Annotated in this window: 13 protein-coding genes; all 13 read left to right on the forward strand. The window is 64.7% G+C overall.

The window, feature by feature from the left end:
* Positions 1–5: 5 nt before the first annotated feature.
* The gene (locus tag AB5T46_RS11030) at positions 6–752 is read left to right on the forward strand and encodes a YjbF family lipoprotein (RefSeq protein WP_370563996.1); all 747 of its coding nucleotides are present in this window, start codon (positions 6–8) and stop codon (positions 750–752) included.
* On the forward strand, positions 749–1,543 hold the full coding sequence (locus tag AB5T46_RS11035; RefSeq protein ID WP_370563997.1) for a capsule biosynthesis GfcC family protein: 795 nt from the start codon (positions 749–751) through the stop codon (positions 1,541–1,543). The genes AB5T46_RS11030 and AB5T46_RS11035 overlap by 4 nt, the downstream gene beginning before the upstream one ends.
* Before the next feature lie 20 nt (positions 1,544–1,563).
* Positions 1,564–3,771, forward strand: coding sequence for a YjbH domain-containing protein (locus AB5T46_RS11040; protein ID WP_370563998.1), 2,208 nt, complete (start codon positions 1,564–1,566; stop codon positions 3,769–3,771).
* Between the two features lie 555 nt (positions 3,772–4,326).
* A complete protein-coding gene (locus AB5T46_RS11045) occupies positions 4,327–5,664 on the forward strand; it encodes an undecaprenyl-phosphate glucose phosphotransferase (protein ID WP_370563999.1) in 1,338 nt (445 codons plus the stop codon).
* 113 nt (positions 5,665–5,777) lie between these two features.
* The gene (locus AB5T46_RS11050; protein ID WP_370564000.1) at positions 5,778–6,944 is read left to right on the forward strand and encodes a nucleotide sugar dehydrogenase; all 1,167 of its coding nucleotides are present in this window, start codon (positions 5,778–5,780) and stop codon (positions 6,942–6,944) included.
* A 24-nt stretch (positions 6,945–6,968) separates the two neighbouring features.
* A complete protein-coding gene (locus AB5T46_RS11055) occupies positions 6,969–7,982 on the forward strand; it encodes an NAD-dependent epimerase/dehydratase family protein (RefSeq protein WP_370564001.1) in 1,014 nt (337 codons plus the stop codon).
* A complete protein-coding gene (locus AB5T46_RS11060; protein WP_370564002.1) occupies positions 7,960–8,751 on the forward strand; it encodes a WecB/TagA/CpsF family glycosyltransferase in 792 nt (263 codons plus the stop codon). The genes AB5T46_RS11055 and AB5T46_RS11060 overlap by 23 nt, the downstream gene beginning before the upstream one ends.
* A 52-nt stretch (positions 8,752–8,803) precedes the next feature.
* Complete coding sequence (locus AB5T46_RS11065) at positions 8,804–10,147, forward strand: UDP-N-acetylglucosamine 1-carboxyvinyltransferase (RefSeq protein WP_370564003.1); 1,344 nt, start codon at positions 8,804–8,806, stop codon at positions 10,145–10,147.
* Positions 10,140–11,147, forward strand: coding sequence for a UDP-N-acetylmuramate dehydrogenase (gene murB, locus AB5T46_RS11070; RefSeq protein ID WP_370564004.1), 1,008 nt, complete (start codon positions 10,140–10,142; stop codon positions 11,145–11,147). Before AB5T46_RS11065 ends, murB begins: the two co-directional genes overlap by 8 nt.
* The gene (locus tag AB5T46_RS11075) at positions 11,144–12,448 is read left to right on the forward strand and encodes a lipopolysaccharide biosynthesis protein (protein WP_370564005.1); all 1,305 of its coding nucleotides are present in this window, start codon (positions 11,144–11,146) and stop codon (positions 12,446–12,448) included. Before murB ends, AB5T46_RS11075 begins: the two co-directional genes overlap by 4 nt.
* Positions 12,449–12,471: 23 nt before the next feature.
* Positions 12,472–13,455: a glycosyltransferase family 2 protein gene (locus AB5T46_RS11080; protein ID WP_370564006.1), complete on the forward strand. Its 984-nt coding sequence runs from the start codon at positions 12,472–12,474 to the stop codon at positions 13,453–13,455.
* A gap of 6 nt (positions 13,456–13,461) precedes the next feature.
* On the forward strand, positions 13,462–14,511 hold the full coding sequence (locus AB5T46_RS11085) for a hypothetical protein (RefSeq protein WP_370564007.1): 1,050 nt from the start codon (positions 13,462–13,464) through the stop codon (positions 14,509–14,511).
* A gap of 218 nt (positions 14,512–14,729) precedes the next feature.
* Positions 14,730–16,082 carry an O-antigen ligase family protein gene (locus AB5T46_RS11090; protein WP_370564008.1) on the forward strand — a complete coding sequence of 451 codons (1,353 nt, stop codon included), beginning with the start codon at positions 14,730–14,732 and terminating at the stop codon, positions 16,080–16,082.
* Positions 16,083–16,227 lie beyond the last annotated feature (145 nt).

Below are 16,227 nucleotides of genomic sequence, written 5' to 3' on the forward strand. Positions count from 1 at the left end.
TGTTCATGGGTTTTGTCGCTTCGCACGCCGCGGTCAGACATTCTCGCGGTGGCCGGCAGAGGTTGCTGCCGCCGGTTCGAAAAAAAGCCTGGCAGGTCATCCTTTCCGGTGGCCTGCTGCTGGCGACGGCGCTGCTGGTCGCCGGCTGCGGCAGCACCAGCCTGGGCCGGGCCAGCCTGGAAGGGCTCCGCCTGGCCGTTGCCCGCGACCCGGATGTCACGCCGACAGCCGAGCAGGTGGCGGCCAGCCCGTACGCGCAGATCGAGGTCGTCGGTCCGGAGGGAGGCGCCGTCCTGCTGCTGGGCAATGTCGACGATGGCCGCCAGGCTTTCTACAGCGGCGACCGCAAGATCGTCTATCTGCGCGACGGCCTGCTCAGCGGCAGCTATGGCCTGGCGCAGGACGCAGCCGATATCCGCATCGAAGGGGACAATCCCTTCGCCCGCCTGCCGCAACTGCAACAACCACAGCAAGTGGCGCGCCGCTACGACTGGATGCCAAGCTACCGCTACGGCGTGCCGGTCATCGGCCAGCTGCGACGCGTCGGCAGCGCCCGGGTGACGATCCTGGGCGTCGAACGCGACCTGCTGCATTTCCGGGAAACCCTGCGTGGACCCGGCGTCGACGCGACCAACGAGTACTGGGCCGACCCGGCCAGCGGTTTCATCTGGAAAAGCCGCCAGCTGCTGGCGCCGGGCATCACGCTGGAAATCCTCCAGCTCAAGCCCTACCAGGCGGAGGGCGCCGGATGACGCCGCGCCTTCACCTGCCGCTCGGCATGATCGCCTTGCTCGCGATTGCCACGAGCGCGCCGGCACTGGGACAGGCACCGGCGCTGCGCGCGACGGTGGAAGGCGCGGTGCAACGGCCCGGCGTCCATGAATTCCCGGCCGGCTCGCGCCTGGCCGACGCGGTGCTGGCGGCGATGCCGGACCCGCGCGCCTATCCCCTCGGCGCGGCGCTGCTGCGGCGTGACGCGGAGATCACGCAGACCCGCGCCAGGGCCGGCCTGCTGTACGACCTGCAGGCGCTGCAATCGCATGCGCAGACCGCCGACGAAGTCGCCGCCGCCGCCGCGCGCCTGCGGCAATGGCTGGCCGGGTTGCCGGTCACCGGCCGGGTACCCAACCGGCTGGAACCACGCGCGCTGGAAGCGGACCTGCGCGAGAACCGTCCGCTCGCCGACGGCGACCGCTTTCTCTATCCGCTCCGTACCGACAGCATCCGGGTCGTGGGCCTGGTCGCGCAGGCGTGCGAGCTGGAACATGTTCCGCTGCGCGACGCCAAGGCCTATCTGCGCGATTGCCCGCCGGCACCGGTCGCGGACCGGGACTGGCTGTACGTGATCCAGCCCGACGGTCATGTGGAACGGCTCGGCATCGCGGCCTGGAACCGCAGTGCGTCCCATCCGCTGGCGCCGGGCGCGGTTCTCTACGTTCCCTTGTCCGAACGCGAGCTGCGCGATATCGATGCCGGGTTCAACGCCGCGCTGGCCGACTTCATCGCCACGCAACCGCTGCCCGCGGCCGGAGCCGCGCGCTGATGCCGCCGACATGCCGAGACATGTCCCGTCCGGTCCTTGGGCTGCTTGCCCTGGGCGTGTGCGCCGGCGTCCATGGGCAGACCTTGTCCAGCCAGAGCGACTGGGGCGGGGTCGGCCTGATGCAGACCCCGAGCGCGCGCATGGCCGAGCCCGGCGAACTCGCCTTCACCGCGACCCATACCTCGCCCTACAGCCGCTACAACGTCTCGATGCAGCCGTTCTCGTGGCTGGAGGGCACGTTCCGCTACATGAACGTCACCAGCCTGAACTACGGCCCCGAAGGGCTCAGCGGCGACCAGCACTACAAAGACAAATCGATCGACGTCAAGCTGCGCCTGTGGCGCGAGAGCCGGTGGCTGCCCGAGGTAGCCCTCGGCATACGCGACCTCGGCGGCACCGGGCTGTTTTCCGGCGAGTACCTGGTCGCCAGCAAACGTTTCGGGCCGGTCGACGTCAGCTTCGGCGCCGCCACCGGCTACCTCGGCAACCGTGGCGACTTCGGCAATCCGCTCGGCGCCCTGGACGACCGCTTCGAGACCCGCCCGAGTCCGAGCAGTTCGGTCGTCAATGCCGGCAAGTTCGGCTTGGGCAGCATGTTCCGCGGCCGGGTCGGCATGTTCGGCGGCATCGCCTGGCAGACGCCGTGGGAACGGCTGGAACTGAAGCTGGAGTACGACGGCAACGACTACCGCCACGAGCCCCGGAACATTCGGATACGCCAGAGCAGCCCCATCAACATCGGCGCGGTGCTGACCGCGCATCCCAACGTGCAGTTCAGCCTCGGCTGGGAGCGCGGCAACGAGGCCATGGTCGGCATCACTCTGCGCACCAACCTCGACCAGGCCATCTCCATGGCCAAGCCGCTCGACCCGCCGGCGGTCGCGCCACGCGAGCGCGACGCGACCGCTGAAGGCACCGCCGCCGCCGGCGCACGCGCCGATGGCGGCAGCGCGCCGGGCTTCCATCGCGACGCCGCCGACAAGGCCCACGCCGAGCGCGAACGCAACCTGCAGGCGCTGGCCGGGACCGACTGGGAGGCCGTGGCGGACCTGCTGCACGACAACGCCGGATTCAATGTCGAGCAGATCCAGCTGCGCGGCAGCGAGCTGCTGGTCACCGGTGCGCAAGGGCGCTATTTCTACCCCGCCAAGGGGCTGGGGCGCAGCGCCCGCATCCTGGACCACGCGGCCGGCCCCAATGTCGAGTGGTTCACGCTGGTCAACACCACCTTCGGCATGCCGATGGCCGAGGCCAGCATCCACCGCGGCAAGTTCGCCGACTACCTCGAGGGCCGCATCGGCCTGGACGACCTGACCCGCAACGTGGAGCTCAATCCACCCAGCCGACAGCGGCGCGACGTGCTGTACCAGGCGCCCCTTGATCGTTTCGACCATGACCTGGCACTGGGGTTCGGCCAGACCATCGGCGGTCCCGATGCCTTCTTCCTGTACCAGGTTTCGGCCGACTATGCGGCAAGCTATTTCTTCAGCCGCAGCCTGTGGCTCAGCGGCGCGGCCAGCGCCAACCTGCTCAACAACTACGACAAGTTCAGGTACGACGCGCCGAGCAACCTGCCGCGCGTGCGCACCGACCTGCGCCGCTATCTGACGACTGCCGACGTCACGTTCCCCAACCTGCAACTCACCGGCGTCCGCCAGCTGTCGCGCGATGTCTACGGCATGGCCTATGCCGGCATGCTGGAGTACATGTACGGCGGCGTCGGTGGCGAGGTGCTGTACCGGCCCTTCGGCGAGCGCTGGGCGCTCGGCCTGGAGGCGAACTGGGTCAAGCAGCGCGGCTTCCGGCAGAACGCCAGTTTCCGCGACTACGAGGTCGCGACCGGCCACGCCACCTTGTACTACCAGCTCGGCGAGGATCCGCGCATTCGGGCCACCGTCAGCGCGGGACGTTACCTGGCGGGCGACTGGGGAGCGACCTTCAATCTTGCCCGGGTCTTCGACAACGGCGCCATCATGGGCGCGTACTTCACCATGACCGACGTGTCTTCGGAGCAGTTCGGAGAAGGCAGTTTCGACAAGGGCATCTACTTTTCCGTGCCCTTCGAGCTGTTCCTGCCACGCTCCACCCGCGCACGCTCCACCGTGCTCTGGAATCCGCTCACCCGCGACGGCGGCGCCCGCCTTGGCCGCAAATACCACCTGTACGACCTGACCGACGAACGCGACCGGAGCTTCTTCTTCGAGAATATCGACCGGATCGATGAATAACTGCTCGCCGCCAGAAAAAAGTTGCAAAAAAAACTACCGCAGCGCCGGTATCGGTTTGCGTCCGACCCCGAGCCATGTGTTGCGATCAAGCGCACACTCCGCTTCGGTCGATATCGGCATTCGTCACAGTTCCGGTTTTGAAGCAACAATATGTATTGCGCCGCCTGTCTCGACCCATCTATATTTGCTTCGGGGGCATCTGGAATTGATCCCGAAGATTATTGTGCTGGGGTCCGTGCATCCGCGGCGGCCGCTATGGTCGCGGAATTGGCGCGAAACTGTTGAGTAAGTCCAGTCATTATCCAGATGTAATTGCCATGCCTCGGTCATAACTTCGTTGTACTTATTGACGTCTGCAACGTTGGCTTGACCAATGCATGTGCGGCAACGCCGGCTCTCGCCGCGATGCCGTGGTGGTCGGGAGGGAAAAACCGACGCCAGAATCAGTGGAAACGCGAAATGCCATCCATCTCCCTTCGGCGCGGAGCCGAGAGCGCTTGGCCCAGCGCCAGCAAATTCACGGTCGCCTTCGGCCTCGGTCTGCGACTTGGGGATTTGGCCATTCTTGCCGGCGCGGCCGCGCTTGCCTACCGGTTGCGCTTCGGCAACGCCGATTTGTCCCTCGAATATCTGCGCGCGATCGCCCACACCCTGGTGTTCGCCCTGCTCATCCTCAACGGCTCGTCGCTGTACCGCAGCTGGCGCGGCCGCGGCCTGGTTGCCGAAATACTCAAGCTGACCGCGCAATGGGCGCTGCTGTTCGTCGTGCTGCTGGTCTACGCGGCGGCATTGAAGCTGACCGGCGACATCTCGCGGATCTGGGCACTGGGCTGGTTCGGCCTGTCGCTGTGCGGCGCCGTTGCGCTGCGCGTGGGCGTGCGCAGTGCCGCGCATTGGGTGCGCGAGCGCGGCTTGGACTTGCGCAGCGCGGTCATCGTCGGCGCCAATCCGGACGCACAACGCATTCTCGACACCTTGCGCCGCAGCCACTGGGCCGGCATCCGGGTGCGCGGCTGGTTCGCCACCCATGCCGATCGTGGCCAGCTGACCGGCGTGCCGATGCTCGGCGGCCTGGACAACCTCGGCGGCTATGTCGAGTCCTCCCACATCGACCAGGTCTGGCTTGCCCTGCCGATGCACGAGCAGGCGAAGATTTCCTTCGCCCTCACCCAGCTGGAACACTCCACCGCCGACGTCAAGTACCTGCCCGACCTGTTCGGCATGCGCCTGCTGAACCACTCCGTCGACAGCTTTCTCGGCCTGCCGGTGATCAACCTGCGTTCCAGCCCGCTGGAAGGCGAGGCCCGCGTGGTCAAGGCCGCGGAGGACAAGCTGTTGGCGTCGCTGATCCTGCTGCTGATTTCGCCGCTGCTGGCGACCATCGCGGTCGCGGTGAAGCTGAGCTCGCCCGGTCCGGTGCTGTTCCGCCAGCTGCGCCACGGCCGGGACGGCAAGCCGATCGAGGTCTGGAAATTCCGCAGCATGCGCGTGCACCAGGAACACGAAGGCCAGGTGACCCAGGCCACGCGCGGCGACCCGCGGGTGACGCCGTTGGGCGCCTTCCTGCGCCGCACCAGCCTGGACGAGCTGCCGCAGTTCTTCAACGTGCTGCAGGGAACGATGTCGATCGTCGGCCCGCGCCCGCACGCCATCGCCCACAACGAACACTACAAGACCCTGGTGGACCACTACATGCAGCGGCACCGGGTCAAGCCCGGCATCACGGGCTGGGCCCAGGTCAATGGCCTGCGCGGCGAAACCGATACCTTGGAGAAGATGGCCAAGCGGGTGAGGTACGACCTGTTCTATCTGCAGAACTGGTCGCTTGCCTTCGACCTGCGAATCATCGCGATGACCGTGCTGAAGGGGTTCTTCGGCAAGAACGCCTACTGATCACGTTTTCTGCATGCACAGGATGTGCGCTCCCGGGCGGCGGACGGAGTTGTCCGGATTTCCCCAACGCCCGAACACGACAAGACCCACATAAGAACGAGCTCCCCACGTCCATGAAAATCGCCATCGCCGGTACCGGCTACGTCGGCCTCTCCAACGCCATCCTCCTCGCCCAGCATCATCAGGTGGTGGCGCTCGACATCGATTCGGCCAAGGTCGACCTGCTCAACCGGCGGCAGACCCCGATCGAGGACCATGAGATCCAGCACTACCTGAGCAACCACGAGCTCGACTTCAAGGCCACGCTCGACAAGCAGCTGGCCTACGAGGGCGCGGACTTCGTCGTGGTCGCCACGCCGACCGACTACGACCCGGTGACCAACTGTTTCAACACCGGCTCGGTGGAGTCGGTCATCGCCGACGTGCTGGCGATCAATCCGAAGGCGGTGATGGTCATCAAGTCGACCGTGCCCGTGGGTTATACCGCCAAGGTGCGGGAACAGTTCGGCTGCGACAACATCCTGTTCTCTCCGGAGTTCCTGCGCGAAGGCCAGGCGCTGTACGACAACCTGCACCCGAGCCGGATCATCGTCGGCGAGCGATCGGCCCGGGCCGAGATCTTCGCGGGCCTGCTGCGTGAAGGCGCGATCAAGCAGGACGTGCCGGTCCTGTTCACCGATTCGACCGAGGCCGAGGCGATCAAGCTGTTCGCCAACACCTACCTGGCCATGCGCGTGGCCTTCTTCAATGAACTGGATACCTATGCCGCCAGTCACCGGCTGGATACGCGGCAGATCATCGGCGGCGTCGGGCTGGATCCGCGCGTGGGCAGCCACTACAACAATCCCTCGTTCGGATATGGCGGCTACTGCCTGCCCAAGGACACCAAGCAGCTGCTGGCCAACTATTGCGACATTCCGCAGAACCTGATCAACGCCATCGTCGCGTCGAATTCCACCCGCAAGGACTTCATCGCCGCCGAGGTGATCCGCCGGAGCCCAAGCATGGTCGGGATCTATCGCCTGGTCATGAAAGCCGGCTCGGACAACTTCCGCACCTCGAGCATCCAGGGCGTCATGAAGCGGATCAAGGCCAAGGGCATCGGGGTGATCGTCTACGAACCGGTGTTGAGCGATACCGAGTTCTTCCATTCGCAGGTCGTCAACGACCTGGCTGCGTTCAAGCAGCAGGCAGACGTCATCGTGGCCAACCGGGTCACCGACGACCTGCGCGACGTGGAGCACAAAGTCTACAGCCGCGACCTGTTCGGCGCGGATTGACCGGCCCTTCTGGACGATCAGCACATGAAGATTCTCGTCACTGGCGCCGCCGGCTTCATCGGATATCACAGTTCACTGCGCCTGCTCGGCGACGCGCATGAGATTGTCGGCATCGACAACCTCAACGATTACTACGACGTGCGCCTGAAGCACGCGCGGCTCGCCCAGCTCGAGGGAAGGCCGGGATTTTCCTTCCTCAAGCTGGACCTGGCCGACCGCGACGGCATGGCCGCGCTGTTCCGCGAGCACGGCTTCGACCTGGTGCTGCACCTGGGTGCACAGGCCGGCGTGCGCTACTCGCTGGAGAATCCCTTCGCCTACGTGGACAGCAACCTGACCGGCGCGCTGACCGTGCTGGAAGGCTGCCGCCACAACGGCGTCAAGCACCTGGTCTTCGCCTCCTCGTCGTCGGTCTACGGCGCCAACGCCAGGCTTCCGTTCTCGGTGGACGACCGGGTGGATACGCCGGTGTCGCTGTATGCGGCGACCAAGAAGGCGGACGAGATGATGTGCCACGCCTATGCGCATCTGTACCGCTTCCCGATCACCTCCCTGCGCTTCTTCACCGTCTACGGTCCCTGGGGCCGGCCGGACATGGCCTACTTCAAGTTCGCCGACGCGATAACGGCGGGCAAGCCGATCGACGTCTACAACCACGGCGACATGAAGCGCGATTTCACCTACATCGACGATGTCGTCGACGGCATCCAGTCCATCGTGGCCGCGGAACCCGCCGCACTCGCCGATCCGGTGCCGCACCGGATCTACAACCTGGGCCACAACCATCCGGAGCGGTTGCTGGACATGATCACCCTGCTGGAGGCGCAGCTGGGCAGGCGCGCCGAGAAACGCATGCTGCCCATGCAGCCGGGGGACGTGTACGCCACCTACGCCGATATCGACCGTACCCAGCTCGACCACGGGTTCGCGCCCAGGACCGACCTTGCCACCGGGCTGGAGCGTTTCGCCCGCTGGTACCGCGACTTCTATCCCGTTGAACAACCGCAAACATCCGATGCCGCACTCCAACCCCTATGACTTTCCCGTTGTCCGTGTGGGAGGACTCGCCACCGCCTCGGTCACCCGGCGGCAACTGGCCGACTGCATGGTGCAGGACTGCATGGCCGCGCGGAACGATCGCGAGCGCTGGCTGCCAAAGGTGGTGCTGTCGTCCAACGGGCAAGGCATCGCCCTGGCCGGACGGGACCCGGCGTTCGCCGGGGCCATGGCGCAGGCCGACATCATCCATGCGGACGGCATGCCGGTGGTGCTCGCCAGTCGCCTCACCCGGCATCCGTTGCCCGAGCGCATCGCCACGACCGACTTCTTCCATGACGCGGCCCATGCGGCGGAACGGCACGGCCTGCGCTTCTACATCCTGGGCGCGAAGGAACAGCAGAACCGCGCCGCCGTGGAAGCCATCCAGCGCCTCTATCCGAAGGTGGAGATCGTCGGCAGCCGCGACGGCTATTTCGCATCGGACCAGGACGATGCGGTCTGCGAGGAGATCCGCCGCAGCAGAGCGGACGTGCTCTGGGTCGCGCTGGGCAAGCCGCGGCAGGAGTACTGGGCCATCAGGAACCGAAGGAACCTGCAGGGCGTCGGCTGGATCAAGACATGCGGCGGCCTTTATGCATTCCTGGCGGGAGACGCGCCCAGGGCGCCGCTGTGGATGCAGAAGCTCGGCCTGGAATGGCTGTTCCGGGCGCTCGACGATCCGAAGCACCTGCTCTGGCGCTACGTGATCACCAATCCCGTTGCCGCCTATCGCCTCGTCCGGTACACGCAACGCGCTCCCGTTTTTTGAGAACCCCCGCGGTCCGGGGCCGAACGTTTCAACCAGGTCAGGAGATTTCGTGATGTATGCGGTCATCGACGGTGGTATCGCGCCCGTTGGGCGGGTTCGTGTCAGTGGTGCGAAGAATTCCGCAACACGGCTTCTGGCCGCCGGTCTGCTCAGCGACCAGGGCGTGGAACTCGCCAACTTCCCGACCCGCCTCGTCGATGTCGGGCACAAGATCGATTTCTGCCGCAGGACAGGCGCCAGGATCGATGTCGATCATGGCAACGAGACCGTCACCATCGACGCCTCGCAGCTGGAATCGCACCTGCTCGATCGCGACGCGTTCGACGTTCCCATCCGGACGACGTACCTGTTGGCGGCCTCCCAGGTCATCCGTTCCGGTTGCGCCCGCATTCCGTATCCCGGCGGCTGCCCGATCGGCGGCGGCACTGGGGGTGGCCGCGGCTACGACCTGCACATGATGGTCTGGCGGCAACTCGGCGCCGAGGTCGCCGAGAAGGACGACCACATCGAGATCGTCGCCGGCGACGGCTTCGCCGGAGGCGTCATCAATTTCCCCATCAGCACCGTCGGGGGCACCGAGAACGCGCTGCTTTGCGGCAGCGTGGCCAAGGGAACGACGCAGATCTTCAATGCCTACATCACCCCGGAGGTCGAGGACCTGATCGCGCTGCTTCGCCGCATGGGCGCGGACATCTCCGTGTACGGCACCAGCCATATCGTGATCGAAGGCCGCGCCGGCAAGCTGTCTGGCGCGCGGATGTCGGTCATGCCGGACCGCATCGAGGCGCTGACCTGGATCGTCTATGCGATCCTCGGCAAGGGCGAGCTGACGATCGACGGGGTTCCGTTCGCCTCCATGGAAGTGCCGCTCATCCACCTGCAGCAGGCCGGCATCGATCTGTTGCGCAATTCCAGCGCCATCCACGTCACCCCGGAGTGCCTGGTCTCGGGCCGGGTGCAACCGTTCGAACTCGCCTGCGGCGCCCATCCCGGCATCATCTCCGACATGCAGGCGTTCTACGTGCTGCTGGCACTGGCCGCCGCGGGCACCTCACGGGTGTTCGACTACCGCTATCCGGAGCGGATCGCGTTCGTGCGCGAACTCGCCAAGCTGGTCAAGGGCGACCACCTGGCGGCCGAGCGCGGCAAGATCACCATCCACGGGCCGGCGGCGTTCAAGTCCGGCGTCGCGAATTCGACCGATCTGCGCGGCAGCATGGCCGCGGTGATCGCGGCGCTGTGCGTCAACGGCAGGTCCACCATCCTCAACGTGCACATGGCCCTGCGCGGCTACAACGACCTGGAGGGCAAGCTCACCCAGCTGGGCTCGCGCATTGCCATCCACGAGGAGGAAGTGGCCGCAGAGGCCGAACCGCGGGAAGCCGTCCATGCCTGACCACCGCCGCTCCGGGCTGATCACGGGGCTCGAACGCAGCGCGCCGGGCGCGGTTTCCACGGATGTCGATCTGGCGCCGCTGTCGCGCTGGAAGATCGGCGGGCGCGCCTCCGTCTATGTCGAGCCCCGCAGTTCCGCCGAGGCCGCGGCGGTGATGGCGGTGATGTCGGATCGGCCCGAGCCGCTTTTCGTCATGGGTGACGCATCGAATGTCCTGCTCGACAGTGCCGGGTTCGACGGCGTCGTCGTGCGGATCGGGCGGCGCATGTCGCGCATGGCCATCGTCGGTCGCACCGTCTGGGCGGAAGCCGGCATCTGGGTGCCCCGGTTCGCGCGCAACGTGGGCTGCAGCGGACTCGACGGCATCCAGCATGTGATCGGCATTCCGGGCACGCTCGGCGGCCTGGTGCTGATGAACGGCGGAAGCCAGCGCAAGGGCATCGGCCTCAACGTCTCGAGCGTGCTTTGCTCCGACGAACAAGGCCGCTTGTTCGAACTCGATCGCGCGGCATGCGAGTTTTCCTACCGCGCGTCCAGCCTGCAGCAGCGGCGGGCGGTGATCCTGGAAGCGACGCTGGCGCTCGAGCGCGGCGACGCCTCGGCCATCCGCCGCGAAATGATCGAGATCATGCGCTCCCGACGGGCGAGGTTCCCGAAAAGGCTGCCGAACTGCGGATCGACCTTCCTGTCTGATCCGGCCATGTACGCGACGGTCGGGCCTCCCGGCAAGGCCATCGAGGACGCCGGTCTGAAAGGCGTGCGCCGCGGCAATGCGCAGGTCTCTCCCATGCACGCCAACTTCATCGTCAACCTGGGCGGCGCGTCTTCCGACGACGTCCTGTGGCTGATCGCCAGGCTGCGCCACGAGGTGCGCGTCAGAACCGGCTATGCCATGGATTGCGAGGTGCGCCACCTGAGCCCGGATGGCCTGCTGCGTCCGGCGCATGAGGCGGCCGAGGAGCGATGGCCCGTCCGCGCCGAAGCGGCGGACGTGGCATGAAGGGGCTTTTCCGCGACGCGTTCACCATCCTGTTCGCCCGCGGCTTCATCCGCCTGGCGCAGTTGCTGTCCTTCGTCCTGCTGGCCCGGCTGCTGTCCCCCGCCGAGTTCGGGTGGTTCGGCATCGTCACCACCGCGATCACGCTGTCCGCGTTGCTGGGCAGCCTGGGACTGCGCCAGTCGATCGCCTACCAGATCGGTCGTGCGCAGATCGCGGTCGGCGAGGGCGCCGCCACGGCGCTGACCCTCTGGCCGCTGCTGGCGGCCGTCAGCGCGGCGGCCGTCTTCTTCACCTACGGCCGGGCGCTGCCCGGGCTTTCCCCGGTCGCGTCCGGCGGCGCGATCTTCGTCGGCGTCGCCGGCATGATGGCGATCATGGTGCTGCAAGGGGTGTTCCTCGGGCGCGGAGATATCCGTGCCTTCGGTTTTACAGAGGCGCTGCCCCGCGTCCTGCTCGCACTGTTCGCACTGCTCCTGGCCGCGACCGCAGCCACCACCATCTCGAGCGCCATCTGGGCATATGCGCTCGGCTTCGCCATCGCCGTTCCCGTCGCCATTCGGCTTGCACTTCGCGGCGTTGCCGATCTGCGGCCGAGACTGGGCCGCCTCAAGGGTCTGATCGGCTACGGCATCGCGTTCGCGTTCAACCTGTTCCTGGTGACGCTCTGCTCACGCCTGAGCATGTTCGTCATCGAGCATCATTTCGATGCTGCGGCGGCCGGCATCTTCTTCGCGGCGGCCCGCGTCAACGAGATCCTGCTGGAGGGCGCCACGGCGTTCGGACTGGCGGTGTTCTCCAAATCCGTCCGCGACGCCAGGACCGAGCAGGTGCTCGCCAAGACGGCGCGCGTGGCCTGCTGGATCTTCTGGAGCTTCACCCTGGGCGCGGTGTTCATCGCGATGTTCGCCCCCTTGGTCCTGCGCCTGTTGCTGGGCGACGGCTACAGCGGCGCCGGCGATGCCCTGCGCATTCTCGCCTTCGGGCTGGGTGCGGCCGCGGCCAACAAGATCATCTACCCGGCGGTCGCCGGACAGGGACGGCCGCTGTTCGGCTCGCCGGTCATCATCGCCAGTCTGGCAAGCAACTTCCTTCTCGCCTGGTGGTTGGTGCCTCGGTTCGGAATCAACGGCGGTGCGCTTGCGCTGGTACTTGGCCAGTACATCATGCTGTTCGGATACATCATCGTCTGCCGCGTGCGGTTCAATCTGCCTTCGCGAGGATTCCTGGTCCCAAGCGCCTCGGATTTCTCGAGCATCTTCGATTCGCTACTCAATCTATCGCTCCGCTTCCGCAAGCGATAGCCAAACATCAGTAAAGGCCGCCAATGCCTAAAGTGACCGTCGTGACGGGCTACTACAACCGTGCAGACGTCGTGGACATGACCATCCACTCCGTCCTGAGCCAGACATTCGCCGACATCGAGCTCATCGCCTTCGATGATTGCTCGAGCGACGGCACTGCGGATCGCCTGCTCGAGTTGTCCGAAGAGCTCAAGGATCCTCGGTTCAGAGTCATCGTGCACGAGTCCAACAGGGGATTCACTCAAGGCATGATCGATGCCATAGCGGCTTCGTCCAGCGACTACATCTGCGTGCAGGGGTCGGGCGACATCTCCCTGCCCGCGCGAATCGAACGCCAGGTCGCGCTTCTTGATGCGCAGCCCCGGGTCGGCGCCGTAGGTTGTTGGTACACCAATGTCGTTTCGACGTCCGGCGCTCGCCGCCCGCGCCAACCTTCTGCAGAGGGCGTCAACTTCGACGGACTGTTGAAGGGAAACGTGTTTTCCCACGGCGAGGTCATGATGCGCCGAAGCGCTTACGACCAGGCCGGCGGCTATCGTGCGGCGTTCAAGAACTGCCAGGACTACGATCTTTGGCTGCGCATGGTTCGCGTTTCGAAGCTCGCCACCGTCCCGGAGTTCCTGTACGAAAGATTCATTCGGTTCGACGGCGTCTCTTATGATCCACGCAAGTTTTCGGTCCAGGCCCGCTACTTTCTTCTGACGCGGCGTATTGCGCAGATGCCTGAAAACGAGGCCGCCACGACCATCGCCGCATTGGCGGCGTCCGGCCCCCTGCCTTTGATAGACAAGTCCGATTCCGCCCTTCAGAAGCGCTATATCAAGGCGGCGCTTCGCTCTGCGGTCTTTGGCGCGTCCAAAGAAGCCGAGGCCTTGGCGGAAGAGAATATCGTGAACCGGCCTGCTCGGTTCGCACTGGTTTCCTTCATCAGAGTCTACGGGTCGCCCTTTCTCTCTCCCCTGCGCCGAATCGTTTCGAAGGTGTTCGGGATGGACCGTCAGAGATAAACCCGCATGTCAGATGTCGTCTTTTCCTCTTCCGTTCTCAAGTTGATCGGTGCCAGGTGTCCTGCCGGGCTGGACTATTGGCTGGGATCATCCGCCAGTAACGATCCCCGGCAGTTGGACCTGCAGGACCACGCCGACATCGTATATTCGCTCTATCTCGTCGGAAAGCCCGACATGATAGATCGGCGTTCCGCAGAGCGCTTCATCGACATGTTGAAGCACGCCCCCCTGCATGGGCGCCCGCTGCATTCACCCGAGCGTCAACCTCCGCCGTCGGCCCATTTGACGGCATACGCGCTCGGTGCCGCTCGATTGCTGCATGTCACCGGCCATGTCGACGATCTTTCGGAGCTTGCCCATGGCTGGGACATCGGCAGGCTTGTCGATGAGCGGATGCTGCCCATCTGGCCGAGGAAGTGGACCCACCACATATGGAGGGTCAGTCACTGGATCGGCGGCATTCCCTCCATCCTGCTTCAACTTGCGCACTACGGGCACGGCGAAATAGACGAGACCTTCGTCGGAACGGTTCTTTCGGCGTGCGAGCGCCACATCGTCGACGCCGATTCCGGACTGTTGCGCCCTTACCGGTCTCGATCCCTCCAGGCCGCTTTCCGCACGCTCTACAGATTGCGCCATGATCCGGATCTGGGCGACCTCGGCGGCGTGGTCCATCTGCTATGGATTCATCACGCGATGGATCGGCCTTACGTCGGCGCCGACGCGCTCAACAGCAGCGCCTGGCTGCAGATGCAAAGAAGCCCTTTCATCGAGGCCATGCCCTATTGCCTGGATTTCGACATCGTTCAACTGGTTCGCACGACGTTGGGCGCGGCGGACACGGGCGACGACCCGGTCGTCGCCCGATCCCTCCGGTTCGCAGGCGATGTACTCGATTTCCTGAAGGGAGAGGTTCCCGACAGCTATTCACTGCACAAGCTTCCCGGTGCGCTGGCCACCATGCACGAATGCGCCTTGATCGCCGGGCGGCGGGAGACGCTTGTCGACACGGACATCGCGCCCGTCGACATCATCAAGTCCGCCTTCTGGATCTGATCCGCACTCATCGAATGGGCGAATGCCCGGGATCGAACCCCGCGACCCACGGGCGAGGGCCGGACCAGCCAGGCCGAATTTTTTCATTCCGAGCAAAAAGCATCGAGATGGCAAGAAGGAATACCCCAAGAAACCTGCCTGGTTGGCCGCACCATCTGCAAAGCGGGGCAGGTTGACAACTCATGACAAATGCATCCCTTCCGCGCGCCAGCGGCCCCATGCGCAGGATCCTGTACATCATCTGGCTGATCCCCTTCTTGTGGATCATCGGGGGCGAGCGGCTTTTGCTGCCGGTTGTCGTCGTTGCAGTATTCGGGCTGTCCATCTTCAATATCGGTTCCCTGCCGCGCCCCGTTTTCTGGCTGCTGCTGTTCCTGGCCGCATATCTGGTGTCCGCCTTGCAGGTCGAGTCCACGGTCAGGTACATCACCTTCTTCTGGGATTTTCTGATCTACCTGTGCCTGTTCCTGGTGGCTTTTCACTTCTACCGGGCCTCGGAGTCGTTTCATGACGTAGAGCTCGTCGTGAGACACCTGGTAATGCTGATGTTCCTTTTTCACCTGCTGGCGCTTACGTATTTCATAATCGGCGATTGGCGATTCGAAACACTGATAGGCAAGCTGATCCCCGCCTCGATCAAGGCGACGCAGGTGGGCAGCAAGGTCGCCGTTCATGGCGTGGGCAGGGAGCTGTACTTCCTGGGCATCGGCACCAGGCTGGCATCCGTCTTCGTATCGTCCATGCAGTACGCGGCCGCATCATTGCTGACCATTCCGTCCGCCTTCTACTTCATGTTCAGGGGAAGCAGAAGCAGCAGGATGTTCTTCGCGCTGGTATTCGTCGTCTCGTGCGTCGGGATGTTCTTTTCTCAGGGCCGTACCGCTATCGTGCTTTCCGCGCTGGCCGTCATCTCCATGATCGTTGCGCATCCGCTGGCGAGGAGCAGGTATTTTTCGAGGTCGGGATCCGTCCTCATGGTCGCGGTCATCGCGGCTTTCGGCGGGATTGTCTATCTGATTTCGCATTCCGTGCTTTTCGAATATTTTGATTATTACTTCGTCCAGCAGCGCGCATCCAGCTACGAGGAGCGGTTCGAGATCTACAGCCTCTCGATGCAGGAGATAATAAAGTCTCCGGTCCTGGGGCACGGAACGCAGACGACCGTCGAGGACATCGGGATACCCCTTGGAAGCCATAACTGGTACATGTCCGTGCTCTACAAGCAAGGCCTCCTGGGGTTCATTCCATTTATAGTTTTTCTGACAATCACCTACGCGAAGTCCATCAATAACATCTTCGCGTTCGGCAGGCTGGACGGCCGGCGCAATTTTTCCTTGATGCTTGCCGTGACCGTTTGCGCGCATGCGGCGCTATGCTTGACGGCCGAGCCGGTGGTCGATGCGATTCACGTTTTCTTCATTTCTATTTACTTCGGTGCGATTTATTCCATTGACAAATTGTGGCGTGTTTCCGCCAATGCATCGAATGCCGATGGCGCCTTGATGGCGCCCACTGAAGGATCGGCAGGGACATTCGGCGACGCTCTGCCCGGCAGAGGTCCGTTGCCATAGGAGGCCGAAGCTCGTCGAGGAACAGATCGCAGTCGCTCCAGGCATGTCCGGGACCGGTACCGCTCGTAGGCGGGCTCTGAACTCCGATCGCGGCGCCTGTTGCCGGAACCGACCACGCGCGCCTCGAGGGTTCAAGTGGGGCAAG

The sequence above is a fragment of the Luteimonas salinilitoris genome, from assembly GCF_041300785.1.
GTDB classification, from domain to species: Bacteria; Pseudomonadota; Gammaproteobacteria; order Xanthomonadales; family Xanthomonadaceae; genus Luteimonas; species Luteimonas salinilitoris.